The 25,807-nt window shown below is 64.4% G+C and carries 20 protein-coding genes; 5 read left to right on the plus strand and 15 right to left on the minus strand.

The window, feature by feature from the left end; translation table 11 throughout:
- Positions 1 to 205 precede the first annotated feature (205 nt).
- From fdhF to ACP150_RS11235, 3 genes are read right to left on the minus strand one after another with little or no spacing between them, the layout of a single operon-like run.
- A complete protein-coding gene (fdhF, locus tag ACP150_RS11225) occupies positions 206 to 3,001 on the minus strand; it encodes a formate dehydrogenase subunit alpha (protein WP_424966721.1) in 2,796 nt (931 codons plus the stop codon).
- A gap of 45 nt (positions 3,002 to 3,046) precedes the next feature.
- Positions 3,047 to 3,418: a VOC family protein gene (locus ACP150_RS11230; protein WP_424966722.1), complete on the minus strand. Its 372-nt coding sequence runs from the start codon at positions 3,416 to 3,418 to the stop codon at positions 3,047 to 3,049.
- On the minus strand, positions 3,415 to 5,112 hold the full coding sequence (locus tag ACP150_RS11235) for an NAD(P)H-dependent oxidoreductase subunit E (RefSeq protein WP_424966723.1): 1,698 nt from the start codon (positions 5,110 to 5,112) through the stop codon (positions 3,415 to 3,417). Before ACP150_RS11235 ends, ACP150_RS11230 begins: the two co-directional genes overlap by 4 nt.
- Positions 5,113 to 5,456: 344 nt before the next feature.
- On the opposite strand from ACP150_RS11235, the gene ACP150_RS11240 reads away from it, so the two are divergent.
- On the plus strand, positions 5,457 to 5,933 hold the full coding sequence (locus tag ACP150_RS11240; protein ID WP_424966724.1) for a PaaI family thioesterase: 477 nt from the start codon (positions 5,457 to 5,459) through the stop codon (positions 5,931 to 5,933).
- Positions 5,933 to 7,180 carry an aminotransferase class V-fold PLP-dependent enzyme gene (locus tag ACP150_RS11245; RefSeq protein ID WP_424966725.1) on the plus strand — a complete coding sequence of 416 codons (1,248 nt, stop codon included), beginning with the start codon at positions 5,933 to 5,935 and terminating at the stop codon, positions 7,178 to 7,180. Before ACP150_RS11240 ends, ACP150_RS11245 begins: the two co-directional genes overlap by 1 nt.
- A gap of 175 nt (positions 7,181 to 7,355) precedes the next feature.
- Here ACP150_RS11245 and iolB read toward each other — a convergent pair whose 3' ends face one another.
- The 6 genes from iolB to ACP150_RS11275 all read right to left on the minus strand — a co-directional run bounded on the left by iolB (position 7,356) and on the right by ACP150_RS11275 (position 12,556).
- Positions 7,356 to 8,162 carry a 5-deoxy-glucuronate isomerase gene (gene iolB, locus ACP150_RS11250; RefSeq protein ID WP_424966726.1) on the minus strand — a complete coding sequence of 269 codons (807 nt, stop codon included), beginning with the start codon at positions 8,160 to 8,162 and terminating at the stop codon, positions 7,356 to 7,358.
- Positions 8,163 to 8,172: 10 nt separating this feature from the next.
- Positions 8,173 to 9,342 (minus strand): phytanoyl-CoA dioxygenase family protein, encoded by a 1,170-nt coding sequence (locus ACP150_RS11255; protein WP_424966727.1) that lies wholly within the window; start codon positions 9,340 to 9,342, stop codon positions 8,173 to 8,175.
- A complete protein-coding gene (locus tag ACP150_RS11260; protein WP_424966728.1) occupies positions 9,339 to 9,629 on the minus strand; it encodes a hypothetical protein in 291 nt (96 codons plus the stop codon). The genes ACP150_RS11255 and ACP150_RS11260 overlap by 4 nt, the downstream gene beginning before the upstream one ends.
- On the minus strand, positions 9,613 to 10,407 hold the full coding sequence (locus ACP150_RS11265; RefSeq protein WP_424966729.1) for an ATP-binding cassette domain-containing protein: 795 nt from the start codon (positions 10,405 to 10,407) through the stop codon (positions 9,613 to 9,615). The genes ACP150_RS11260 and ACP150_RS11265 overlap by 17 nt, the downstream gene beginning before the upstream one ends.
- 1 nt (position 10,408) lies before the next feature.
- Positions 10,409 to 11,536, minus strand: coding sequence for an ABC transporter permease (locus tag ACP150_RS11270; protein WP_424966730.1), 1,128 nt, complete (start codon positions 11,534 to 11,536; stop codon positions 10,409 to 10,411).
- A gap of 69 nt (positions 11,537 to 11,605) precedes the next feature.
- Positions 11,606 to 12,556: a sugar ABC transporter substrate-binding protein gene (locus ACP150_RS11275; protein WP_424966731.1), complete on the minus strand. Its 951-nt coding sequence runs from the start codon at positions 12,554 to 12,556 to the stop codon at positions 11,606 to 11,608.
- 279 nt (positions 12,557 to 12,835) lie between these two features.
- Between ACP150_RS11275 and ACP150_RS11280 the strand changes: the two genes are divergently transcribed.
- Positions 12,836 to 13,843: a LacI family DNA-binding transcriptional regulator gene (locus tag ACP150_RS11280; protein ID WP_424966732.1), complete on the plus strand. Its 1,008-nt coding sequence runs from the start codon at positions 12,836 to 12,838 to the stop codon at positions 13,841 to 13,843.
- A 30-nt stretch (positions 13,844 to 13,873) separates the two neighbouring features.
- Here ACP150_RS11280 and ACP150_RS11285 read toward each other — a convergent pair whose 3' ends face one another.
- From ACP150_RS11285 to ACP150_RS11310, 6 genes are all read right to left on the minus strand, one after another.
- A complete protein-coding gene (locus tag ACP150_RS11285) occupies positions 13,874 to 15,550 on the minus strand; it encodes a hypothetical protein (protein ID WP_424966734.1) in 1,677 nt (558 codons plus the stop codon).
- 283 nt (positions 15,551 to 15,833) lie between these two features.
- The gene (locus ACP150_RS11290; protein ID WP_424966735.1) at positions 15,834 to 17,483 is read right to left on the minus strand and encodes a hypothetical protein; all 1,650 of its coding nucleotides are present in this window, start codon (positions 17,481 to 17,483) and stop codon (positions 15,834 to 15,836) included.
- Between the two features lie 260 nt (positions 17,484 to 17,743).
- On the minus strand, positions 17,744 to 19,390 hold the full coding sequence (locus tag ACP150_RS11295; RefSeq protein WP_424966736.1) for a hypothetical protein: 1,647 nt from the start codon (positions 19,388 to 19,390) through the stop codon (positions 17,744 to 17,746).
- Between the two features lie 269 nt (positions 19,391 to 19,659).
- On the minus strand, positions 19,660 to 20,796 hold the full coding sequence (locus tag ACP150_RS11300) for a Gfo/Idh/MocA family protein (protein WP_424966737.1): 1,137 nt from the start codon (positions 20,794 to 20,796) through the stop codon (positions 19,660 to 19,662).
- Positions 20,797 to 20,806: 10 nt separating this feature from the next.
- Positions 20,807 to 21,703 carry a TIM barrel protein gene (locus ACP150_RS11305; protein WP_424966738.1) on the minus strand — a complete coding sequence of 299 codons (897 nt, stop codon included), beginning with the start codon at positions 21,701 to 21,703 and terminating at the stop codon, positions 20,807 to 20,809.
- Complete coding sequence (locus ACP150_RS11310; RefSeq protein WP_424966739.1) at positions 21,700 to 22,818, minus strand: Gfo/Idh/MocA family protein; 1,119 nt, start codon at positions 22,816 to 22,818, stop codon at positions 21,700 to 21,702. Before ACP150_RS11310 ends, ACP150_RS11305 begins: the two co-directional genes overlap by 4 nt.
- Positions 22,819 to 22,943: 125 nt before the next feature.
- Here ACP150_RS11310 and iolD point away from each other — a divergent pair, with 125 nt between their 5' ends.
- Positions 22,944 to 24,809, plus strand: a complete 1,866-nt coding sequence (iolD, locus tag ACP150_RS11315; protein WP_424966740.1) for a 3D-(3,5/4)-trihydroxycyclohexane-1,2-dione acylhydrolase (decyclizing) — start codon at positions 22,944 to 22,946, stop codon at positions 24,807 to 24,809.
- A complete protein-coding gene (gene iolC / locus ACP150_RS11320; RefSeq protein ID WP_424966741.1) occupies positions 24,809 to 25,807 on the plus strand; it encodes a 5-dehydro-2-deoxygluconokinase in 999 nt (332 codons plus the stop codon). Before iolD ends, iolC begins: the two co-directional genes overlap by 1 nt.

The raw sequence follows: 25,807 nt of genomic DNA on the forward strand, positions 1-25,807 counted from the left end.
GATGGCCGAGACCGGATTGGGGTGTCTGGGCGAAAACAGTGAGTCGCATTTTGCGGCAGTGCAGCATTTTGGCCGGAAAAGTGAGACCACACGTCTCAATACTTGGCAAATCCGTCAAAAACAGCGCAGCCGCCCCAGGGTCTGCCCCGGGGCGGCTGTGTCTCTGCGCGGGGGCAAAAGCGCGGGGTGTCCCCCGCCGCTGGCCCTATTCCGCGGCGACGACCTGCGCGGGGTTTTCGACCCGCACGGCGGAGAATTTGAACTCCGGGATCTTGCCATAAGGATCGAGTGCCGCGTTGGTCAGGATGTTCGCCGCCGCCTCCACATAGGCGAAGGGCAGGAACACCATGTCCTCGGCCACCGCGCGATCCGCGCGGGCCATCACCTCGATCGAGCCGCGCCGCGTGGTCAGGCGGACATGCCCTCCCGGCTCCACCCCCAGCTTGCGCAGGGTCTTGGGGTGCAGGGAACAGTTCGCCTCCGGCTCCACCGCGTCGAGCACCGTGGCGCGCCGGGTCATGGAGCCCGTATGCCAATGTTCGAGCTGTCGGCCCGTGGTCAGGATCATCGGATAGCGCTCGTCCGGTACTTCGGCGGGCGGGGTCACCCGCGCTGGCGTGAACATGGCGCGCCCGGCCCGGCGTGGGAATCCGTCACCGAAGACGATGGACTGCCCCGGATCGGTGTTGGACAGCGACGGATAGGTCACCGCCCCCTCATCCTCCAGCCGCGACCAGGTGATGTGGTGGAGCGACCGCATGGACATCTTCATCTCGTTGAAGACCATGCGCGGCGTGTCGTAATCCCAGTCGAGCCCGATGCGGTTGGCCAGATCCACGATGACCTTCCAGTCCTCGCGCGCCTCGCCCGGCGCGTCCACGGCCTTGCGGCCCATCTGCACCTGACGGTTGGTGTTGGTGACGGTGCCGTCCTTTTCCGGAAAGGCACTGGCGGGCAGGATCACATCCGCATAATTCGCGGTCTCGGTCAGGAAGATGTCCTGCACGACCAGATGGTCGAGATGGGCCAGCGCCTTGCGCGCGTGTTCCACATCCGGGTCGGACATGGCCGGGTTCTCGCCGAGGATATACATCCCCCGGATCTCACCACGATAGACGCGGTCCATGATCTCGACCACCGTGAGGCCGGGCGCCTCCTCGATCTGGGTGCCTTTCCAGATATGCCGGAAAAGCTCGCGCACCTCCGGGTCGGTCACGCTCTGGTAATCCGGCAGGACCTGCGGGATGAGCCCAGCATCCGAGGCCCCCTGCACATTGTTCTGACCGCGCAGCGGATGCAGCCCCGAGCCCGGGCGCCCCACCTGACCGCAAAGCAGCGCCAGCGAGATCAGACAGCGTGCATTGTCGGTGCCGTGGATATGCTGGCTGACGCCCATTCCCCAGAAAATCATCGCCGCCTTGGCATCGGCAAACTTGCGCGCCACGGTGCGGATCGTCTCGGCCTCGATGCCACAAAGCTCGGCCATACGCTCGGGCGTAAAGGCCCGGATATGCTCGCGGAATTCAAAGAACCCCTCGGTGAAGCCCTCGATATACTGCCGGTCATAAAGCTTCTCTTCGACAATCACATTCATGATCCCGTTGAGCAGCGCCACATCTGTGCCCGGGCGGAATTGCATCATATGCGAGGCATGCCGCTTGAGCGCCTGACCACGCGGGTCCATCACGATCAGCTCGCCGCCGCGCTTGGCAAATTGCTTGAAGAAGGTCGCGGCGACCGGATGGTTCTCGGTCGGGTTCGAGCCGATGACGATCGCCAGATCCGCATTCTCGATCTCGTTGAAGGTCGCTGTCACGGCGCCGGAGCCCACATTCTCCATCAGTGCCGCGACCGAGGATGCGTGGCAAAGCCGCGTGCAGTGATCCACGTTGTTGTGGCCAAAGCCCTGACGGATCAGCTTCTGAAAAAGATAGGCCTCTTCATTGGTGCATTTTGCCGAACCGAACCCGGCGATGGACTTGCCGCCATAGAAGCTGCGCAGATCCACGAGGCCATGGGCGGCCTTGTCCAGCGCCTCTTCCCAGGTGGCTTCGCGGAAATGGGTCCAGGGGTTGGCCGGATCCACGTTCAGCCCCTTTTCCGGCGCATCGTCCCGGCGGATCAGCGGCTTGGTCAGCCGGTGCGGGTGGTGGATATAGTCGAAGCCGAACCGTCCCTTGACGCAGAGCCGCCCTTCATTGGCCGGACCGTTGATCCCGTCGGCCTTGATGATCTTGCCATCCTTGACCTTGAGCGAGACCTGGCAGCCCACACCACAGAACGGGCAGACCGAGGTGACCTCGTCATCATGGGCCTTGCTGTCGCCTTGCTGCGCGTCATCGAGCAGCTTGGATTCCATCAGCGCGCCCGTGGGGCAGGCCTGCACGCATTCGCCGCAAGCCACGCAGGAACTTCCGCCCATGGGATCGTTCAGATCGAAGACCGGATAGGCGTCATGTCCGCGCCCGGCCATGCCGATCACGTCATTGACCTGCACCTCGCGGCAGGCGCGCACGCAGAGACCGCATTGGATACAGGCATCCAGATTGACCGACATCGCCACATGGCTGTCATCCAGCAGGGGAATGCGCGGGGTTTCCAGCTTGGGAAAGCGGCTGTCGGCAACGCCGGTTGCATCGGCCATGTCCCAAAGATGCGAGGACTTGTCATGGGCCGCGTCCCGGGCGGGCTGGTCCGTGACCAGCATCTCGACCACCATCTTGCGCGCGTTCTCGGCCCGCGCCGAGTTGGTCGTCACAACCATCCCGTCCGAGGGTTCGCGGATGCAGGAGGCTGCCAGCACGCGCTCGCCCTCGATCTCGACCATGCAGGCCCGGCAATTGCCATCGGGCCGGTAGCCCGGCGCAGGCTTGTGGCACAGATGCGGGATCTTGAGGCCGCGCCCATGGGCGACCTCCCAGATGGTGGTGCCTGCCTCGGCCGTGACGGTTTCGCCATCAAGCGTAAACGTCACGGTCTGAAGTTGGGTGCCGTCAGCCATGGGTCAGATCCTTGCAGATGCGTGGGGGCGTTGCGAAAGGGGTGGTCATCGGTGTTGGTCGATCAGGATGGGATTGCCATCCGGATCCTCCAGCATGATCGAGGCCGGGCCAGTGCTCTCGGGGTCGATCTCGGTCTTGGGTGTCAGCCCGCGTACCTTCAGGGCGGCTTGCAGCGCGCGGATATCGGTGAACTGCTCAAGGGGCGCGGCGTCCTGGGTCCAGCCGGGATTGAAGGTCAGCATGTTCTTTTCGAACATGCCCTGAAAGAGGCCGATCACTTTGTCGCCCATCTTCATCATCCGCCAGCCCTCGCCGCCGCCCATCGCCTCAAAGCCGAGCTTTTCATAGAAGGCGATCGAGGCGTCGAGGTCCTTGACCGCGAGGCTGATGGAGAAGGCGCCAAGGTCGCTGCTCATATCTCCTCCGGGAAATGCTTGAGCGTTGACAGGATCGGGTTCGGAGCCGCCTGCCCCAGCCCACAGATCGAGGCATCGGCCATGGCGGTGCAAAGCTCGGTCAGAAGATCCGCATCCCAGCTCTCGTCCTGCATCAGCTTGACCGCTTTCTCGCAGCCGACCCGGCAAGGCGTGCATTGCCCGCAGCTCTCATCTTCAAAGAACCGCAGCATGTTGAGCGCGGCATCCCGGGCGCGGTCCTGATCGGACAGGATCACCACCGCCGCCGAGCCGATGAAGGTCCCCAGCGGCTGCAACGTGTCGAAATCGAGCGGCACATCTGCCGTCGAAGCCGGCAGCAGGCCCGAGGACGGACCGCCCGGCTGGTAGGCCTTGAACACATGGCCCTCGGCCATACCGCCCGCCGCCTCGATGATGTCGAGAATGGTCGAGCCGGCCGGCAGCAGGTAGACGCCCGGTTCCGCCACACGGCCCGAGACCGAGTAGCTGCGCAGGCCAGTGCGGCCGTTATGGGTCGTGGTGTTGAGCACTTCGGGCCCCTCGCGACAGATCTTGGCGATCCAGTGCAGGGTCTCGACGTTATGGACGAGGGTCGGCTGACCAAAGATCCCCACCTGCGCCACGTAAGGCGGGCGGTGCCGGGGCATGCCGCGCTTGCCCTCGATGCTCTCGATCATCGCGCTTTCTTCGCCGCAGATATAGGCCCCCGCCCCGCGGCGCAGATCGATATAGCCCGGCGCGACCAGCTTGGCATCCTCAAGCGCGGCGATCTCGCGGCGCAGGATTTCGAGCACGGCGGGGTATTCGTCGCGCATATAGATGTAGCAGCGATCCGCCTCGACCGCCCAGGCGGCGATCAGCATCCCCTCGAGAAAGAGATGGGGCGTCCGCTCCAGATAGTAGCGGTCCTTGAAGGTCCCGGGCTCGCCCTCATCGCCGTTCACGGCCAGATAGCGCGGACCGGGATTGCCCCGCACGAAGCCCCATTTGGTGCCCGACGGAAAGCCCGCACCGCCCAGACCGCGCAGACCGCTCTCCTTGATCTTTCCCTGCACCTCTTCCCAATCGCCGCTCTCGCGCAGATCGTTCAGGGCGCAATAACCGCCCTCGGCCCGGTAGGCCGCCAGATCCTCGTAAACGGGAATGGTGGGATGGGTGTGATCCGCCGCGATGGCCGCGTGGACCTTTTCCGGCGTCGCATGGTCGATATGGTTATGGCCCAGCTCCAGCACCGGCGCCGTGGCGCAGCGGCCCATGCAGGGCGCGCGCAGCACGCGGACCTCTGCCGGATCGAGCCCGTCCTCCAGCGCGGATTTGAGCGCCTGCGCCCCGGCCATCTCGCAAGACAGGCTGTCACAGACCCGGATCGTCAACGCGGGCGGCGGCGTCTCGCCTTCCTTCACGATGTCGAAATGCGCATAGAAGCTTGCCACCTCATACACCTCGGCCTGGGACAGGCGCATCTCCTCGGCCAGGGCCCGCAAATGGGCCGCCGAGAGATGACCATGGGCGTCCTGAATGAGGTGCAGAAACTCGATCAGCAGGTCCCGGTCCCGCGGGCGCTCGCCCAGCAATGCGCGTATCTCGGCCCAGGGCTGGTCCTCGACCTGACGGCCCTTGGGCGTCTTGCGCCCCTTGCCCTTGGCGGATTTCCATACGCCTTTGTCGTGATCGGTTTTGTCATCAAGCGCCATGTGCACATGCCTCCGTTATGGCGCAGGGTCCGCTTTTTGAAACCGTTTGCAACGCCATAATCGTCACTCTACGTCGTATTCCGAACACTGCGCAAACTTCGAACGGGCGGCAGCACGCCAAAGATGTTCGCAGGTTGCCGAAAGGAAACCCGCGCCGATACTTAGGTATCGGTCCTCTGGCTTGGGCGGCTCTGCGCGGAGGGACTGAGCCCAATTGCGCGCCCCTGCGCGGCGACTCACCCACGGGCCCGCGCCCGGGTTTCCCGTCGCAGCGCGCGGCTTGTCTTCGCTCCGAAAGCCCCCTCTAATCGCGGGACACCTTTCGCCCGACAGCTCAGGACGCGATGACAGACCCCAAACCTCCCAAGATCGATATCGCCGAGGCCCGCGCCCATCTGGAGCAGGTCTTTGACGACCATGAACAGGCGTTCGAGCGCTTCTTCCTTGCCCGGTTTCTCGACCTCGGCTTCACCTACCTGCCCGAGACGGCAGGCGCGGCGGACAAGACCGGCTGCGAGATCCGCTTTCCCGTCACCGACCGGATCATGAACCCGCAGGGCGTCGTCCATGGCGGGGTCCTCGCGACGGTGATGGACATCTCCATGGGGCATCTGGTGGCCAAGGTCGCCGGGCCCGCGGCGACCATCGAGATGAAGGTGCAGTATATGCGCCCCCTGACCGACGGGCCCGCGCGCTGCATCGGATCCTTCACCAAGCGCGGGCGGTCCCTGTCCTTCATGGAGAGCCGGGTCTTTGACGCGCGGGAGCGGCTGGTCGCTCAGGCCAGCGCGACCTGGAAGATGCCCACGGGGGCCGCGTGATGCTGGAGGATATCCCGGGCCTGATGGAGGCGATCCGCGCGCGGTTTGCCCATGTGGACAGCTGCCCTTTCACCGGACCGAGGGTGTTTTTCGAGAATGCCGGCGGTGCACTGACCCTGAATTCGGTGGTCGAGACCTCGGCGCGGCTGGCGGCGATCCCCGACAATCAGGGGCGCGCCAATGGCGCATCCGAAGCGCTGGTGGCGATGATCGCCCAAGGCCGTGCGGATATGCGCGTGTTCTTCAACGCAGCAGAGGGAGAGGTGATCGTCGGAGAGAGCGGGACCGAGCTCCTCTTCCGGCTGATCCGGGCTGCCTGTCTCGGGACGGGGACGGGCGTGGTGCTGGGCAGCACGCTGGAGCATCCCGCGAGCCGGAGTGCAGCGGCCCATTGGGCTGAAATGGCCGGAATGGATCACGTGCTGATCCCCCATGATCCCGATACCGGACGCATCGAGGCCCGCGCTTATGGTGAGGCGGTGACGGCGACGACACGGGTGGCGACCGTGGTCCATACCTCACCGGTCAGCGGGATCGGCATGGACCTGCCCGGGATTGCCGCCGCGATCCGCGAAGTGGCGCCGGACTGTCTGATCATCGTCGACGGAATCCAGCACGCAGCCCATGGGGGCGTGGATGTGGCGGCGGCGCGGGTCGATGGCTATGTGGTCTCGGCCTACAAGATGTTTGCCCGCCATGGCTATGGCGTGGCCTGGCTGTCGGACAGGCTGGCCACCCTGCCCCATGAGCATCTGCGCGGCGCGCCCGGCGCACCCTGGGAGATGGGCACGCGGGACACGGCGGCCTACGCGACCTTCTCGGATGTGGTGGCCTATCTGGACTGGCTCGGGGCGCAGGTCAGCGCCGAGACCGCGCGACGGGCGCGGATCAGCGCCGCGGCAGAGGCGATCCGATCCCATGAAGCGGCCTTGTGCAAAGCGATGTTGCAGGGGGTGGACGGGCTACGGGGTGTGGCCGAGATGCCCGGGATCACAGTCGTCGGTGGCGAGGCGAATGCCCATCGCGAGGGGCTCGTGACCTTTGCCCAGGCCGGGCGTGACAACGCCGAGATCGTGGCCGCGCTCAACGCAGCCGGGATCCGGACGCATCTGCGCAAGGCGGACCACTATTCCGGGACGGTCCTCGACCCGTTGGGGATCACGACCAGCGTGCGGGTATCGCTATGTCACTACAACACGCATGCGGAGGTGGCGCAGTTCCTCTCGGCTTTGGGTGCGTGCATCTAGAAGCGCCGCGCCATGGGCTCGGAGGACATGCCCTGCCTGCGGCAGGGCACCGGGCGCGGTGCACATGTGCACCGCGCGGACGCTCTGAAAACTCATGCGTTGCAAGTCTTTCCCGGCGGTTCAACAGGGCGCGTCGCGCGCTGAGGACATGTCCTCAGCGCCACCGGTCCGCACCTCAGGCGTCGCGCTCGGCGATCCAGGCGAGATTGGGATCCATCTCGAACCGCCAGTTCCGGCGCGGCCCCGCCATCACGTTGAGGTAATACATCTCCACCCCGTAGGGCGCGGCACAAGGATGGTGGCCCCGCGGCACCAGCACCACATCGCCATCCTGCACCGCCATGGGCGCATCCAGTGACAGGTCATCGGTATAGACCCGCTGCATCCCGAACCCATTGGCCGGGTTGAGCCGGTGATAATAGGTCTCTTCCAGATAGGTGATGCGCGGAAAGTCATCCTCGTCATGCCGGTGGCTGGGATAGGACGACCAGTTCCCCGCGGGGGTATAGACCTCGGTCACCAGAAGCGAGCCTGCCACGTCCCGCGCTTCCATGGCGATGTTGTGAATATGGCGCAGATTGCTCCCTTGCCCGCGCGGCACCATCCGGATGCCCTCGGGCCCGAGCCGCTGCACCGGGTAGGTCCCCATGGCTGGTGCCGTACAGACCGCAAGCGTACACGCCGTCGTTGCCACCGCCGCCCAATCGGCCCCTCCCGGCACATAGAGGCAATGGGGCGGGCGTTTGTCGAACACGTTCATCCGGTCGCCCATCTCGCCAAAGCCCTGCCCGGCCGCCGTCACCTCGGCCTTGCCCTCCACCAGCACGAGGATCGCCTCGCGGTCCCCGGTGGTTTCGGTCGCCGCCTCACCCGGAGCCAGATGGTAGAGATCGAACCCCACATAGGACCATCCCGCGCTCTCGGGGGTGATCGCGTGAACCTTGCCCTGTCGGGCGGTGGGACGGCGCAGAAGATCGGGCATTGGCTCTCCTTCAGGGGGCGCGGCGCGCGCCATGGGCATCAAGGGCGGCGGCAAAGGCCTCGAGCGACTGCCCTTCGGCCAGCGCGCGGGTCATCAGGGCCGCCTGGCTCTCCGGGGCCAGCCCACCCAGAGGCGGATCGGTGTCGAGATTGCTCGGAAAGGGATAGCCTTCGGCCGTGCACGCAATTGCGGCGGCGACCTGCGCCGGGCGCAGCTGGCCCTCGGCCGCCATGCGCTGCAGATGCGGATAGACCGCGCGGGCCATGGCGTCCCGGTCCAGCGCCTCCATCGCGCGGCCAAACGCCGAGGAGACCTGCATCAGGTTCACGAGCCGCTGGATATCCGCGCAGCGATTGGCCCCGGCGGCGTGAAACAGAGCCGGATTGAAAAAGAGCGCGTCGCCCTTTTCCAGCGGGATTTGCACACAGGACGCCTCGAACACCGCGCGGAAGGCCGGATCGCGATAGGCGAGATAGCCCGCTGCAAACTGCTGGGACCAGGGCAAAAGCTGGGTCGGCCCGCTCTCCACCGGGGTGGGCCCATGGGCGATCCCGCCCTGCAGCGTGAGATAGGGCGAGAGGGTGTGAACATGGACCGGGTAGCGCAGCGCGCTCTCTTCGGTCTGGAAGCCGAGATGGTAGTCGCGATGGGCCTCCTGCGCAGCACCACCGGGCCGCACCAGATTGACCTGCGCGGTCATCTGAAAGCCCGGGCCGAGCCAGGCCTCTGCCGCGCCGGCGATGGCCGGCGCGCCAAAGTACCGAACAAAGAGCGCAGGCTCCGCGAGGCAAAGCTTCTGCAGGGAATTCCAGATCCGGTCATTGGCCCCGGAGGCCGCGAAATGATCCGCACCACCCGCCCCTGCCGCGCGCTCCTGTTCGATGACGCGCAGGTAGAGCGCGGTGACCGCGTCGATGACCTCGGGCTCCGGCACCGCAGCGCGTTGGACGAAGACACCGGGCCCATCGCCCAGCACCCAGGCCCATTCCGCGAGCAGCCCCCGGCGCGCAACCGGATCCTCGAGATCCGCTCCGCACACCGCCATGTCATAGACCGGCACCTTGCCCAGAACCTCCGCCGCGCGCGGCACCGCCCCTGGCAGGAGCGGCTGTGCGATCAGCGCCTCGAAGGCCGCCAGATCACAATCGCTGCGATCGAGATAGACGCCCGGCCGTGTCATGCCCCGGCCTCCGGATCCTTGGCAGCGGGGGCCTCGGGGGCCTCAGAGGTCCCGGCGGGCTCAGGCAGATCGAAGGCAAAGAAGAAGACATAGGCCGAGTAGACCCCGATCCCGCCCGCAAGCAGCGCCCAATAGGGGTTGCCCATGGCGATTTCGACCCCGGTCCAGAGCGCGATCACGATCACCGTGGCCACCCGTCGCCACATGGGCCGGAAGAACGGCACCCGCAGCTCGAGGACGGCCTTGCGCCGTCCCCGTGCGGGTTTGGGATCAGACGGTGCCACCAAGCGCACCGTCGAGGGTGGCAAGCTCTTGCCCGCCAGCCATCATGTCCTGCAACTCGTCAGGCGTGATTTCGCCGCGCACAGCCGTGCCCAGCGTCCGGCCCCGGTTGAGCACCGTGAACCGGTCCCCGACCGCCAGCGCATGGCGCACATTATGGGTGATGAAGACCACCGCGACCCCCTGCTTGCGCACCTTGTCGATGGTGGCCAGCACGTTGGAGGTCTGGCGCACGCCGAGCGCCGAAGTCGGCTCGTCGAGGATCAGGACCTTCGCCCCGAAATAGACGGCCCGGGAAATCGCAACGGTCTGACGCTCCCCGCCCGACAGGGTGCCCACGGCCTGATCCGGGCCGCGCAGGTTGATGCCCATCTTGCGCATCTCCTCCATGGTGACGCGGTCTGCAAAACCGCGATCCAGAAAGTTGATGCCCGCGACCTTCTTCACCGGCTCGTTGCCCATGAAGAAGTTGCGCGCGACCGACATCATCGGGATCATCGCGAGATGCTGGTGAACGGTGGCGATGCCCGCCTCCATGGCGTCGCGCGGGTCCTCGAAATTCATCGGCTGACCCTCGAAGACGATCTCGCCCTTGGTGGGTTTATGCACCCCGGACATGGTCTTGATGAAGGTCGACTTGCCCGCACCGTTATCGCCCAGAAGGCAGTGGCATTCCCCCGGGAAGACATCGATGGACACCCCGGCCAGCGCGATGACCGCGCCGAAATGCTTCTCGATATTCTTCATCTGAATGATCGGGGTCTGGTTGGTTTGCGTGGTCATCTCAACGTTCCCCCGTGATCATGCGGCGAATATAGGTGTTCAGGATCACAGCCCCGAGCAGGATCAGACCGAGGAAGACCCGGAAGAGCGAGCTTTCCACACCAGCAAAGAAGAGGCCCTGCTGGACCACCCCGAAGATCAGTGCCCCCAGCGCAGCCCCGATCACCGAGCCATAGCCCCCGGTCAGAAGCGCGCCGCCGATCACCACGGCGATGATGGCCTCGAACTCTTTCAGAAGGCCGCGATCCGCGCCCGCCGAGCCGAACTCCATCACCTGACACAGCGCGAAGACCGTCGCGCAGAAGGCGGTGAACATGAACATCAGGATCTTGACCTTGTTCACGGGCACACCGGAGTTGCGCGCAGCCTCGGCGTCGCCACCAGAGGCGAAGATCCAGTTGCCGAACCGTGTGCGCGTCAGCAGGACATGGCCGAAGATGATGATCACGATGGCCCAGACCACCAGCATTGGCAGACCGTCAACCACCGGCTGACCGGCACGGTTGCCGCGCGAGAAGGTCTCGATCAGGCCGATATCCGCAAGCATCTGAAAGACCGGAGCCCCGATCTTGCTGCCGAAGATCGGCGCAAGCCAATCGCCTTCGGCCGCGTCGCGGATCCCGCCGATGATGGTCTTGCTCTCCAGTGTCTGCGGAATGAAGATCGTGAAGCCGCGCAGGATGAAGAGGAAAGCGAGTGTCACGATGAAGCTCGGCAGGCCCGTGCGGATCACGATGATGCCGTTCAGGGCGCCAATCGCGATGCAGATGGCAAAGGTCACGATGATGGCGATCCACATGGGCCAGCCCAGCACGACGCCGAATACGGCGATCATCATGCCCGCGAAGCCGATCATCGAGCCGACGCTCAGGTCGAACTCTCCGGCGATCATCAGAAGGCAGGCGCCCACGGCGATGATCATGAATTGCGCCGACACGACGGTCCAGTTCATGATCCCCTGCGGGGCGAACATGCCGCTGTCGAATGCAAAAAGTAAAAAGAAGACAAAGACGATAATGGTGCCGCAAATCCCGCCCAGTTCGGGTCGGATCAGGGCCTGTCGGAGTTTCGACGTTTCCTTGATCCGCTCGTCCGCTGCGGGTGGCGGTGATGACGTTGCCTCAGACATGATTTCCCCCCCATGGTCTGCTCTAGAGACAAAAAGGGCGGCAAGTTTCCTTACCGCCCTAGATGTGGATTAGCGGAACTCGCCCGCGAAGGCCTCGACCTTCTCAAGTCCGGAGGCGGTCACGAAGCCCGGGCCGGAGTTGATGTTGTTGCCCGGAAGCACGCCGTAACGGTCCCAGTTGGTCAGGATGACGACCGGCATATAGGCCTGCAGGAAGGGCTGCTGGTCGATCCCCCAGTTGATGGTGCCGTCCTTGATGCCCTTCACGATCTCTTCGCCAAGATCGAAGGTGCCGAAATGCAGCTCACCAGCCAGACCCATCTCGTTGAGGGCCGCGATGGTCGGATCGGCGGAGACCGGGCCGAGGGTCAGGATGCCGTCCACGTCCTCATTGGCGGACAGGAAGGCCATGACCTTGTTCTTGACTTCGGCCGGGTCGGTGCCGCTGTCCAACATCGCGTCGCCAAGCTCGATGCCCAGACCATCCGCGTAGCCACGGCAGCGCTCGCCCACGGTGGGCTGCTGGATCGCGTGGTTCACGCAGAGGAAGTTCGTGACCCCCTCGCCCTTGGCGCGGACACCGGCTGCAAAGCCTGCGTCATACTCGGGCTGGCCCACATACATCAGGGCGCCGATCTCGCGGGCCTGATCCGGGGTGCCGGTGTTCATGATGATGACGTCGATGCCCTGATCCACCGCGTTGGAGATCGGGCCCTTGAGCACGTCGAAGTCCGCCAGCGTGGTGATGATGCCATCGGGGCTGGAGGCCGCGGCCTGCTCGATGATGCGCGCCATGTCGGCGATGTCACCGGTGGGCGGGTTGCGATACTCGACGTTGACGCCCATCTGCTCGCCGGCGAGCGCGATGCCGTTCTTGATCGTGTTCCACCACGTGTCGCTGTCCGGTGCGTGGCTGACCAGAACATAGCTCAGATCCTGACCGTGGCCGTCTGCTTGGGCCGCGAACGGGGAAGTTACCAGTGCCGCACCGAGCGCCACCGACTGTAGGATGGTTTTCATGTCGTCCTCCCAGACTATGTCACAGCGCGTCTCGAGCGCGCAGATCATGTCAGACGGTTGTCCCGTCTCGCGACTCAGAGAAGCATATGCCAACCCACAATGCAACCGGTTGCAAAACCCGGATGCGGTTTTTGCCCCGCGCCCCGCGCATCCCGCTCTGGCGGGCGCGGCGCATCGGGATATCGCACCGGACTGCCCCGGCGTCCCCTGCGCGATTTCCGGTTGCCATGTTCACTTTTTGAGCGTCATGTCCTACATGTCTGCCCGTCAGGAGAGAGAATGCCGATAACGCTACGAGAAGTTGCTGAGCGCGCCGGGGTGTCCCGGTCTGCGGTCTCGCGCACCTTCACCGAAGGCGCGTCGGTCTCGCCCAAAACCCGCCAGAAGGTCGAGGCGGCTGCGAGCGAACTGGGCTATCGCCCGAATGCGCTCGCTTCTTCGCTCACTACCGGAAGAACCAAGCTTATCGGGCTGATTTCCAACAACTTTCACAACCCTCTCTTTCTCGAGGTCTTTGACCTCTTCACCCGCTCTCTGCAGGATCGGGGGCTGCGTCCGCTGCTGGTCAATCTCAGCGATGAGGACGATCCCGAGAGCTCGTTGCAGATGCTCCGGCAATACTCAGTGGATGGGGTGATCGTGGCCTCCTCGACCCTGCCGCCGGAGTTTTCCAAAGCGTTTCGGCAGGCCCATATCCCGGTGGTCCACTCCTTCGGGCGCTTTGCCAGCGCGCCGGATGTGGACGTGGTCGGGATCGACAATATCGAATGCGGGCGCATGGCGGCGCGCACTCTGCTGGCGCGGGGCTATACGAAAATCGGGTTCCTCGGAGGACCGCGCGAAGCCACCTCGACCATCGACCGGCGCGCCGGTTTCCTGCAGGTCATGGCCCGTCGTCAGGGGATCACCCTCACCGAGAGCTTTGCCGACGCCTATTCCTTTGCCGCAGGCAAGGCCGAGATGGTCCGGCTTCTGCAGGAGGGCGACATGGCCGAGGCGTATTTCTGCGGCGATGACGTGCTGTCCATCGGGGCGCTGGCAGCCTTGCACCGGGCTGGCCGCACCGTGCCCGGCGATGTCGGCCTGATCGGGTTGAACGACATGCAGATGGCAGGTTGGGACACGATCGACCTGACCACCATCCGTCAGCCCATCGATGCGATCATCCGCAGCTCGATCGAGCTGGTCGTGGCCATGCTCGAGGACCCGACCCGCGCGCCCGAGGCGCGCCTGTTCGACTGCGAGATTGTCGAGCGGGGCACCTTGCGCGCCCTGCCCCAGTCCTGAATTCGGTCCTGATCCCGACTCTGGTCACGTTCAGAGGAAGTCGAAGCTGTCGGACCAGTCGGCCAGACGCTCGCCTCTCTCCGAGAACCGATCCCCCAGATCCGCGAACCGTTCGCCCGAAGGCCGGTTGGCACCGTCGAACTCATAGCGCCCGGCGATGGTGATGCTGTCATTCACGTCCACATCGACATCCTCATCGATCCCGAGGAACAAGTCCTTGATCGTAAGCCGGCTGTCGAGCGCCAGTCCGATCTCGACATCATAGACCAGCGCGAGAGCGGCCTCGAACGGGTCGTCATCGGTTGCCCGGTTGAAGCTGAACTCGAAGCCCAGATTGGCCCCGAGCGACAGCTTGGCCGAGAAGATATCCCAGGTGAATTCCACATCCGGCAACTCATCCAGCTGCGCTTGGTAGCTCGCGGCCGCGACCTGAAAGGTCGCTTGGGCCTGTGCCAGCTCAAGCTCCGCAGAGACCTTGCCGTTCACCGCTTCGACGAACGCGGCTTCGAACTCTTGGACCGTGTTCTGGCTGACCGGGACCTCGACACCAAACTCGTTCTTCACAACGGTCTCAAGCTGCGTGGCAACCGAGTCATTGGCCAGGACCTGCGCTTCGAGCTGATCGACGGCATCCTCCAGCGCCTGAAAGTCGACCTCACCGGCCTCCTCCAGACGGGCCTGCGCCTGAGCCTGCGCGAGCGTTGCCTCGACAAAGTCGTTTTGCGCCTCGGTAAACGCCGCGGCCACCTGCTCAAGCTGCTGCTCTGCCTGTTCGAAAGAGGCGAGCGCCGTATCGGACAGGTTTTTGAACGCGTCGCGCTGATCGACCAACGGCTGCAGGACGGCCCCGACGGGCGTGTCCAGGTGCTGTTCCACCGGGGCGGGCAGCCCCAATTGCGCCAGAAGAATTGAGATTTCGGCCGTCTTTTGTACGAAACTTGTGTTGAACGAAGCGAACTGGACCGAGAAGATCTCAACTTGTGCGTTCAGCGCATTGACCTGATCGGCAAGGGAATTAATTTCGGCGTCCGCCTGTGCCACGGCAAGGGCGGCATTGGTGAAGGCCATCTGTGCTGCCGCGAACTCGTCCAGAGCATCCTGAAGGACTTGCGCGAAGGTATCGGCCTGCAGCTGGAGCGCGTCCGTCGCCAAACGGCTGTCCCGTGCGCCTTGAACCAGCTCCAGCGCATTTTCCGCCTCTTCGAACGCGGCGACAGCTTCGGTAAAGGCGGTCGTCTTGGCAACCACTCCGTCCTGTGCCGCGAGAAAGGCCTCCAGAAACTGGGGATTGGCCGCGTTGAAGATGTCGACAAAAATGGACTCGTCCAGGGTCGTGCTGATGTTGGGAGTTCCGGTGGTAAAGGGCGCGTCGAACATCTGGTTCGGCGCGATCGGAGACATAAGGCCCGAGTCGAGCACCTGCTGCCCACCGGGCAGCTGCAGGGACACGCCCACAGGGGTGTTGATCGCAATGACTGGAATTGCCGTCGTGACGTCCTTGCCATCGCCATCCAGATAGCGCGCAGAGACGATAACAGGCAGCGGGACACCGATTGGAAACTGCTGCAGCTCCGGCCCGGCCGTGAAGCGGAACACATCGCCGATGATCTCGACACTCCCCTGCCCATCGGGCACCGAGACATCGATGATCTCGATATCCTCACGGCGAGGCCCGCCCAGGAGAGGCAGATAAAAAGAGTTGCGCATGGGGGGATCCTCCGCAGAAATGCTGTGGCCTATGTGGTGTTCCTGATGTGCGGTACCGCAGGGGTGTTCCCGTCCCTCGGCTCGAAAATTCATTTTTGCACAACAAGGTTACTCTAGGGAGGGTGTTTACCTTTGGTCAACTCTTTGCTGAGCTGCGCAGGGAGGATTCCAGACTTCGCAAGCGATTGTTTCGCTTACAGAAAACCGCTCAGGTGGTACGGTGATGAAAGATGCAGCGATTGCTCACGCAAGGGGCGAGGTCCGCCCCCCGCGCCGCAGCCGGTCAGAGGAAGTCGAAACCGTCGGCAAACTCCGCCCATCGCTCGCCCGGCTCGAACCGTTCGGCCCGATCCCGACCGCCCCCCTCGAAGGGCACACGGCCCGAAAGCTCGACGCCACGGTCAATATCGATGACGTTGACCTCGCCATTGACCTCGCTGGACGCATCCACCGCCAGGGCGAGCTCGACCTCATAGACCAGCGACAACAGGCTCTCACGCGGGGCGTCGTCAGTTGCGCGGTTCCAGTTGAACTCCAACCCGGCCTGCAGATCCAGATCGAGGCTGATATCGGACAGCTCGAATTCGAACTCCACATCCGGCAAGAACGCAAGCTGCGCCTCGTAAGCTGTGGTTGCGGCCAGAAGCGCCGCCTCTGCCGCGCCCAACTCGGTCGCTGCCAAGCCCACTCCGCCCGCTGCCGCAGTGACGCCGATTTCAAGCGCTAAAACCTCAAAACTCAGCAGGTCTACCGGCACCGTCAACCCGTTTTGCGACACCTCTGCCTCCAGAGCGCGCGCTGCTGCTTCGGCCGCGTCTGCCACCTGCCGCGCCTCGCTTGCAGCCTCCAGCGCGAAGGGCAATTCGAATTGTGCATTGCTGAGCGCCTCTTCCGCGTCGGAGAAATCGATCTCAGCCTGGCTGAGATCGTCCAATGCGTCCGAAACAGCGTTGAGCGCCGAGGTCAGCGCCGCTTGCGCCCCGCTCAGATCGACCCTTGCATCGGCGAGATCATCCTCGGCATCCACAAGGTCGTCATAAACCGGCTGCAACAGCGCGCCGATGCCAGGGATGTCCAGGGCAAATTCCAGAACCGACCGCGTGGCGTCAAACCCGCCATCCCGCAGGATCTTGAACGCGTCGTTGAGAAAATCCTCCGCCGCATTTGCGGCGACTGCCACAGCATTGGAGGCCGCCGTGACCGCGCTGGAGGCAGATGCAGCCGCAGCCTGCGTACTGTTCACCAGGTCTTGCGCGGTCGCAATGGCCGCGGCTGTCCCCTGAACGAGCTCAGATGCTGCATTCACCGCGGCGACGGCCCCGCGCGCCGCGGCTTCCAACAAGAGTGCAGCCTCGTTGGCCGCATCGGCAGCAGCGCGCGCGGGAGCGGTCTCGTAGACCAGAGCGACCAGCGCCTCGGCGTCCTCCAGAGCCTCTTGTGCTGCTGCAAAGGACTGCTGCGCGGCATCCACATCGGATTGAGCCGCAGTGACCGCTGCCAGAAACTCCGGGTTCTCTTCATTGAACCGGTCTACAAGGATGGACTCGTCCACCGAGACCGGTGTGATGTCCGGAGAGGAAAAGCTTAGCGGATCATCGAGTTGATCGGCGACAGAGACCGGCGAGATATAAGCCGTGTCGGTCACGACCCGCCCACCCGGCAAGGTCAGCTCAACCCCGTCCGGCGTGTTCACAGCACTGATCGGTATACGAGCCGCGACGGTTGTCTCGCCATCCACGATCGCGCGAACGGGGATCAGAAACTCGGTCGTCTCACCAAACGGCTTGGTCTTCAGGCCGTTGCCGGCTTCGAACTTGACCAGATTGCCCACCAGCTTGACGGACCCGAGACCGCTGGCATTGCCAAGCGCCTCGATCTCGTATTCCAGCGCGCGATCACCGCCGAGCAGCGGAAAGTACAATGAGTTGCGCATATTGGGATCCTCCGGGAAACAGGTCCGTCATGACCAATATGTTCATGCGTCTCCGAAGGCCTGTCTCCACGCCTGCCCTTCCAAGGACACACATAATGACGCCAAATTTTAAGCAGTTGTTTACGTTTGGTCAAGCTGTGCCGCACGGCTCGCCGGTGCGCGAGATACCTTAAATACCTGACTTATTTACCTAAAACGCCGCCCAACATGGGGGCGGCGTGGTGGTGGTGCGGGTGACGCCGCAGTCAGGAGGTGGCGGTTCAGACGAAGTCGAAACTGTCCGTGAACTCGGCCCAGCGTTCTCCGGGTTCGAAGCGGTCGGCCCGATCCCGCCCGCCCCCTTCGAAGGGCACACGGCCAGACAGCTCGAAGCCGCGGTCGATATCGATGGTAGTGACCTCGCCATTGACCTCGCTGGTGGCGTCGACCGCCAAGGCGATCTCAACCTCATAGACCAGCGACAGAAGGCTCTCGCGCGGCGCATCATCCGTGGCCCGGTTCCAGTTGAACTCCAAACCCGCCTGCAAATCCACATCGAAGCCCAGATCGGAGAGGGTGAATTCGAAATCCGCATCCGGCAGCAGGGCAAGCTGTGCCTCATAGGCCAGGTTCGCGGCCAGCAGCTCGCCCTCGGCCAGCAGCTTCGCCCCTTCGGCCAGGCCAAGCGCGGCCAGCGCCTCGGCCACATCAAAGGCCACATCATCGAGATCGCCCAGTTTCACCGGCGTGGAATAGCCCAGCTCCTCAACCTGTTTTTCCAGTCGCTCGGCGTCGGCCTCTGCCTGACGCGCGAGGACATCGGCCTCGTCAAACGCGTCTTCCAAGGCGTCGATATCGATGGAGAGCGCATCGTTGAGTGCCTGCTCCGCCGCTGCAAAATCCACCTGCGCCTGTCCGAGTTGCGCCAGCTCGGTGCTGAGCGCATTCAGGGCATTGCTCAGCGCGGCATCCGCTGCAGAAAGGTCGATCCGGAGGTCGTCGACCTCATCCTCCAGATCAACGATTTCATCGTAGAGCGGACGCACCAGCCCCCCGAGGATCGGCACATTCAGCACGGTCTCAAGAACGGCGCGGCTCGCAGCGAACCCGAAATCCGCAAGGAAGCCGAAGGCGTCATTCAGAAAGCCATTCAGATCGCTCAAGGCGCTTGAAAGCGCGCTGTTGAGACTGTTGACGACCGCCGAGGCTGAATTGGCCGTGGATTGTGCGACGGACACCGCGGTCTGGGCGATGTTGAGGTCGAACAGCGCCGCGTTGAACGCGGATGTTGCCGCGTTCACGGCCGAGGCCGCGCCGACGACCGCATCCTCGGCGATATTGGCAAGCTGGCGCAGCGCCGTTGCCCCCTCGCGAGCCAGAAACGCCTCGCCGAGGACAAAGGCCGCATCCTCCAGCTCAAAGAGCCGGTCCTGGGCGTCCTCCACATTCGATTGCGCGGCGTTCACCCGCCCCTCGGCCTGACTGATCGCGGCAAGAAACTGCGGATTCTGCGTGTTGAAGATGTCGACGATGATCGAGTCGTCCACGGTGATCGGCGCGAAACCCGGGCTGGAAAAGCTCAGCGGAGTGTCGAGCTGATCGGCAACCGAGATCGGCGAAACATAGGCGGTGTCCGTGACAGTGCGCCCGCCAGGCAGGGTCAGTTCCACACCGTCCGGCGTGTTGACCGCCGAGATCGGCACCCGGAACGCCACGGTTTGCGTCTCGTCGATCACCGCACGAATGGGCAGCACAAACTCCGTGACCTGGCCGAACGGTTTGCTCGTAAGGCCGCTCCCGGCTTCGAACTTCACCAGATCGCCAATGATTTTGACGGTGCCCAGATCCCCCGGCTTCCCGGCGGCTTCAATCTCGATATCTACGGAACGGTCGCCGCCCAGCAGGCGGAGATAGGAAGAATCTCTCATGATTTTAATCCTTTACCCAAGGGTCATGCCTCGGCTGAAAATGCCTTGGGCCGCCAGTGACGGTAAAAAGAGCAACCCAGGGCCACGGTTGGTTCGACCAGAACTATTCCCCAGCCGTTATCCTTACGTCAATAATCTTGCCCCGCGGCCACCTTTGATGCGCCAGAGGAGCATGTGCAGGGCCTGTTGGGTCTGCGCCAAACGCGACACGGGCCGCCCCCCGAAAGGGACGGCCCGTCAGATGGCACTCCATGGATCTCGGCGCGCGCTCAGCCTCGCAGTGAGGGCGGGCGCGCATCGACCCAGGCGCCGTCCTTCGACGCCGAATCCACCGCCGCGTAAACCGCCGCCATGGAGCGCAGCCCGTCCACCGCGAGGGGCAGGTCCCCGGCCGCCGCGCCGCGAATGCGTGCCGCCAGATCCACGTAGATATTCGCCACCGCCAGCGGAAAGCCCTCGGGATGGGCAATGGCCACGCGGCTCAGCCGACCGGCCTCATCCGAGAGACCCGCCTCGCCCTTTTCGATGATCTCCGTCCGGCCATTCAGGCGCGTGTAGTGGATCTGGTTCGGCTGTTCCGAGGCCCACCGCATTCCACCCAGCTCGCCGAAGACCTGAATGTCGAGCCCGTGCATCCGCCCGATCGCGATGGTCGAGGACCAGAGCCGCCCGACCGTGCCGCCTTCCATCCTGAAGTTCACCATGGCGTCGTCTTCGAGCACCCGCGCCGAGACCGTGGAGGCGAAGTCCGCCGAGAGTGTCCGGACCTCGTCGCCGGTGATGAACGAGGCCAGATGCAGGGCATGGATGCCGCAATCGGCCATCTGGCCCGACACTCCGGCCATCTTGGGATCATACCGCCACCGCACCCGGGGATTGTCCGCGTCATCCCCCGTAGCGTGATGCCCGTGGGAGAAATTGGTGACCACCGTGCGGATCTTGCCCAGATCCCCGCGCCGGACCATCTCGCGCATCTCGCGGACCATGGGATAGGCCGAATAGCAGTAATTCACCGCACAGATCTTGCCCGTCGCCTCGGCGATGCGGACGATTTCCTCGCCCTCCTCCACGGTCATGGTCATGGGCTTTTCGCAGAGCACATGGAACCCGGCCTCGAGAAACGCCTTGGTGATCTCGAAATGGGTGTTGTTCGGCGTGGCCACTGTCACGAGATCGAGCTTGTCGGCGCGGCCCTTCTCGCCCTCCAGCATCTCCTGCCAGTTGCCATAGGCCCGGTCTGGTGCCACGCCGAGCCGCTCGGCATAGGCCTTGCCCTTGGCAGCATCCACGTCGAGCGCCCCGGCGGTCAGGGTGAAATTGCCATCGGCCATGGCGCCGAGACGGTGGGCCGGTCCGATCTGGCTGCCTTCGCCGCCCCCGATCATCCCCCAGGTCAGTCTGTTCATCGCGGGATCCTCACTCAAATCCGATGGAGCGCAGATAGGCGCGGTTCAGCTTGGCATCGCCCAGCGGGTCCGTGTCCGGCAAGGTCGGGTCACAATCCTGCTCCACCGTGCACCAGCCGGTAAAGCCGCCCTCTTCGAGCAATTGGCGCACGCGCGGGAAATCCACGTCGCCATCGCCGAGATTGCAGAAGATCCCCTGCCCGCAAGCATCATAGAAGCCGGTGCGCTTGGCGATGACATCGGCCTTCACCACTGGATCGATATCCTTGAAATGCATGTAGCTGATGCGCGGCAGATGGCGTTCCATGAAGGCCACCGGGTCGAACCCGGCATAGGAATGATGCCCGGTGTCGAAACAGATCTTGAGGATGCTCTCATCGACCTCGCTCAGCAACCGCTCAAGCTCGGGCTCGAAATCCATGAAACCCGCCGCATGGGCGTGGATCCCGACCGTCAGCCCGTACTCCTCGGCCCCCATCTTGGCCACATGGGCGATGCGGTCGCGATAGGCAGTCCACTCGGCGGCATCCATCTGCTCGGCGGCATCGGCGCGTCCGGCGGTGGGGGCCCGACGGGGCGAGATCGAGTCGATCAGCACAAGGTGCTGCGCCCCATGGGCGGTCAGCGCCTGGCAGGTGCGCACCGAGGCATCCAGCACCTCATCCCATGCGCCCGCATCATGGAACGGACGAAAGACAACGCCCCCGATCAGCTCGAGCCCATGCTCGTCCAGCGCCTCGGCCACCTGCGGCGGGTCCTCGGGCATGAAGCCCACGGGCCCCAGCTCGATCCCCGTATAGCCCGCCTCTGCGTTCTCGCGCAGCACGTCGCGCCAGCCCGGGTTGCGGGGATCACCTGCGAATTCCACCCCCCAGGAACAGGGGGCATTGCCGATACGGATGGTCATTGGGGCATGTCCTTCACTTGAACCACATCCTGCCACTGTCGCGTGGCCTGAGATTTCTGCGCGGCAGCCACCACCAGGCTGACGGAGAGCCCGTCACGGAAGGTGGGCCAGCGCGGCGCGCCATCGGCGATGGCCTCGAGGAAATCCCGCGCCTCGATCGCGATCTGATCCTGGTAGCCGGTCCCGTGGCCCGGACCCTGGCAAAAGGGCAGATAGTCAGGATGGGCCGGCCCCGTCAGGATCTGCCGGAACCCGCGCTCGGCCTCGGGCCCCTCGGCCCGGTAGAGCCAGAGGCTGTTCTGGTCTTCCTGGTTGAAGCGGATCGCGCCCTTTGTCCCCGTGATTTCATAGATATAGCCCATCTTGCGACCAGTCGCGATGCGGCTGAAATAGAGATGCCCCATGGCCCCGCCCGCAAAGCGACACATCATCTGGGCGTGGTCATCATTGGTCACGGCTACCCCGCCCCGGTCAGGATGCACGGTCTCGATCTCGGCCATCAGCGACGTGATCGGCCCGATCAGCGCGAGTGCCGCGTTGATCATATGGGGCGCCAGATCCCCCATGGTGCCATTCGCCTCGCCTTCGGTCCGCCAGCTCGCAGGCATCTCGGGATCCGCATAGAAATCCTCCGTATGCTCGCCGCGGAACCAGGTGACATCGCCGATCTCACCCTCCTCCACCAGCCGCCGGGCATATTGCGAGGCCGGCGTGCGGATGTAGTTGAAGCCGATCATGTTGACGATACCCGCCGATTCGGCTGCCGCCGTGATCGCCTGCGCCTCTGCCAGCGAAGCGCCCAGAGGCTTCTCGCAGAAGACGGGTTTGCCCAAGGCCGCCGCCGCCTCGACGATGGCGCGGTGGGTCTCCTGCGGCGAGGCGATCACCACCGCCTCGACCTTTGGATCCGCCACAAGCTCAGTCCAGTCCTGCGCCGCCCGGGCAAAGCCGAACGCCTTGCGATACCGCTCGGCAGAGGCGGGCGACGAGGCCGCCACCATTTCGAGTCGCGGTTTCAGGCGGGTGTCAAACAAGGCCCCCACGCAGGCATAGGCGACCGCATGGGCCTTGCCCATATAGCCACCGCCGATGATGCCGATTCCGATCTCCGACATGAGCCCTCCCAAAAACCCTTGCAACCGGTTGCAACGTGAGTATCGTCTAACTCAGAACGCGGTCAAGTCCGAACCTGATCGCAGATCTGCGCGACAGTCGCGCGCTCTGGGAGGAGACACGAGAGATGGCTGGGGACACGGTCCGTCTGACGACGGCTCAGGCGATTATTCGCTATCTGAACGCACAATTCATCGAGATTGACGGCACACGACAGAGGGTCTGCGGCGGCGGTTTCGGGATCTTCGGGCATGGCAATGTGACCTGTCTCGGCGAAGCGCTCTATGATCACCGCGAGACGCTGCCGCTCTATCGTGGGCAGAACGAGCAGAGCATGGGATTCGCCGCCGCGGCCTATGCCAAGTATCACCTGCGCCGCCGGTTCATGTTCTGCACGGCGAGTGCGGGCCCCGGCACGGCGAACCTGCTGACGGCGGCGGCACTGGCCCATGCGAACCGCCTGCCTATGCTGATGCTCTGCGGGGATGCCTTCCTGACCCGCCTGCCCGATCCGGTGCTGCAGCAGCTGGAGCATTACGGCAATCCCGCGCTCGGGCTGAACGATGCGTTTCAGGCGGTCACGCGCTATTGGGACCGGATCACCCATCCCGCCCAGATCATCCAATCCCTGCCCGCAGCCCTCGCGACCATGCTGGATCCGGCCGATTGCGGCCCGGCCTTCATCGCGCTGCCGCAGGATGTGCAGGGCTGGACCTTTGACTATCCGATTGAGATGTTTGAGGAAAAGACCCACCGCATTCGCCGGATCACGCCCGATGCCCGCGAGGTCGCCGATGCCGCCGCCCTGCTGCGCGACGCCGAGCGGCCCGTGATCATTGCCGGGGGCGGTGTGCAATATTCCGACGCGGTGGCCGAGCTGACGGCCTTTGCCGAGGACCACAACATCCCGGTGATCGAGACCATCGCTGGGCGGGCCAACCTGCTCAACGACCACGCGCTGAATATCGGCCCCGTGGGCGTGACCGGCTCGGACAGCGCCAATGCGGTGGCCGAACAGGCGGATGTGATCCTGTCGGTGGGCTGCCGGTTGCAGGATTTCACCACCGGCTCCTGGACGGCCTTCGCCAAGGAGGCGCAGTTCATCTCGCTCAACGCCGCGCGGCACGATGCGGGCAAGCACCGCGCCCTGCCGATTGTCGGCGATGCCAAGCTCGGGCTGGAGGCGCTGGCCGCCGAGATGACCAACTATCGCTGCCCGGACCAATGGACCGCCTATGCCCAGGAAGAACGCCGCAACTGGATGGGCTATGTGGCCGAGAATGTGCGCCCGGGGAACCGCCCGAACTCCTACGCGCAGGCGATCGGCGTGGTGAACGCGCTCTGCGATCCGCGCGACCGGGTTGTGGCCGCAGCGGGCGGCCTTCCGGCGGAGGTGACCGCGAATTGGCGCACGCTAGATATCGGCACGGTTGATGTTGAATTCGGCTTTTCCTGCATGGGCTACGAGATCGCCGGTGGCTGGGGCGCGCGCATCGCGCAGGCCGAGGTCGAGCCCGAGGCCGACACTATCGTTTTCGCCGGGGATGGCAGCTATCTGCTGCTGAATTCCGACATCTATTCCTCGGTCCTGACCCACAAGAAGATGATCGTTCTGGTGCTCGACAATGGCGGCTTCGCAGTCATCAACAAGCTGCAGAACAACACCGGGAACGAGAGCTTCAACAACCTGATCGCCGACACCCCCACCGTGCCCGAGGCCTTTGGCGTCGACTTCGTGGCCCATGCGGCCTCCATGGGGGCGAATGCGGTCTATGCGGAGAATGCCGAGGATCTGGCCGAGGCCTTCAAGGCCGCCAAAGCCTCGGACAAGACCAGCGTGATCGTGATGAACGTGGACGCCTATGAGGGCTGGACCACCGAGGGTCACACCTGGTGGGAGGTGGGCACGCCCCATATCACCGACAACCCCAAGGTCCGCGCCGCCCATGAAGAAATCGAAGCGGCCCGCGCCCGCCAGCGGAAGGGCGTCTGATGGACGTTCTCAGCGGCATCGCGCAAAAGCGGTTCCTCGTGATCGGGCGTGTGGGCATGGACCTGTCGCCCGAACCACCGGGCACCGGGATCGAGCAATCGACCAGCATGATGGTCGCCATGGGCGGCTCCTCGGCCAATATCGCCGCCGGTCTGGTGAAATTCGGCGCCGAGGCGGCGCTGGTCACGCGGGTCTCGGATGATGCGGTCGGGCGCTACTGCGTCGCGCAGCTTGGCGCTTATGGCGTCGATGCCCGCCATGTGCACCCCATCGCGGGGGAGTATCGCAATTCGCTCGCGCTCTATGAGACCCGGGTCGAAGATCATAACTCGGTGATCTATCGCAACGGGGCCGCGGATTTTCAGATGTCCATCGCCGATGTGGAGGCCGTGGACTACAGCCAATACGGCGCGCTGATCACCGCGGGGACGGTCTTTGCCGCCGAACCCTCGCGCAGCGCGGCCTTTCGAGCGTTCGAGCTGGCCCGCGCCGCCGGGCTGCCGGTGATCTTCGACGTGGACTACCGCCCCTATAGCTGGCCCAGCCCCGCCGTCGCCGAGGACGTCCTGTCCCGGGCCGGTGCGCTCTCGGATGTCATCGTCGCCAATGACGAGGAGTTCGGCTTCATGGCGGGCGGCATCGACAAGGGCCTCGCCAAGGCCCGCGCGCTCGCCGAAACCAGCGCCAGCATCGTCGTCTACAAGATGGGCCATCTGGGCGCGATCACCTTCGCAAACGGCACCGAGACCCGCACCGGCATCTACGAGGTCGAGGCGCTGAAACCCACGGGCGCAGGCGACAGCTTCATGGCGGGGTTCCTCGCCAGTCTCGCCGAGGGCCGCCCCATGGATGAGGCCGTCCTGCGCGGCTCGGCCTGTGCAGCCATCGTCGTGGCCAAGCCCGGCTGCGCCCCCGCCATGCCCGATACGGACGAATTGGAGGCGTTTCTCGCACGCCATCCCGGACCAAGCGCGCCCCAGAGCCGCGCGGAAGGATAA

It is taken from the genome of Dinoroseobacter sp. S375 (assembly GCF_049800775.1).
Taxonomy (GTDB): domain Bacteria; phylum Pseudomonadota; class Alphaproteobacteria; order Rhodobacterales; family Rhodobacteraceae; genus Dinoroseobacter.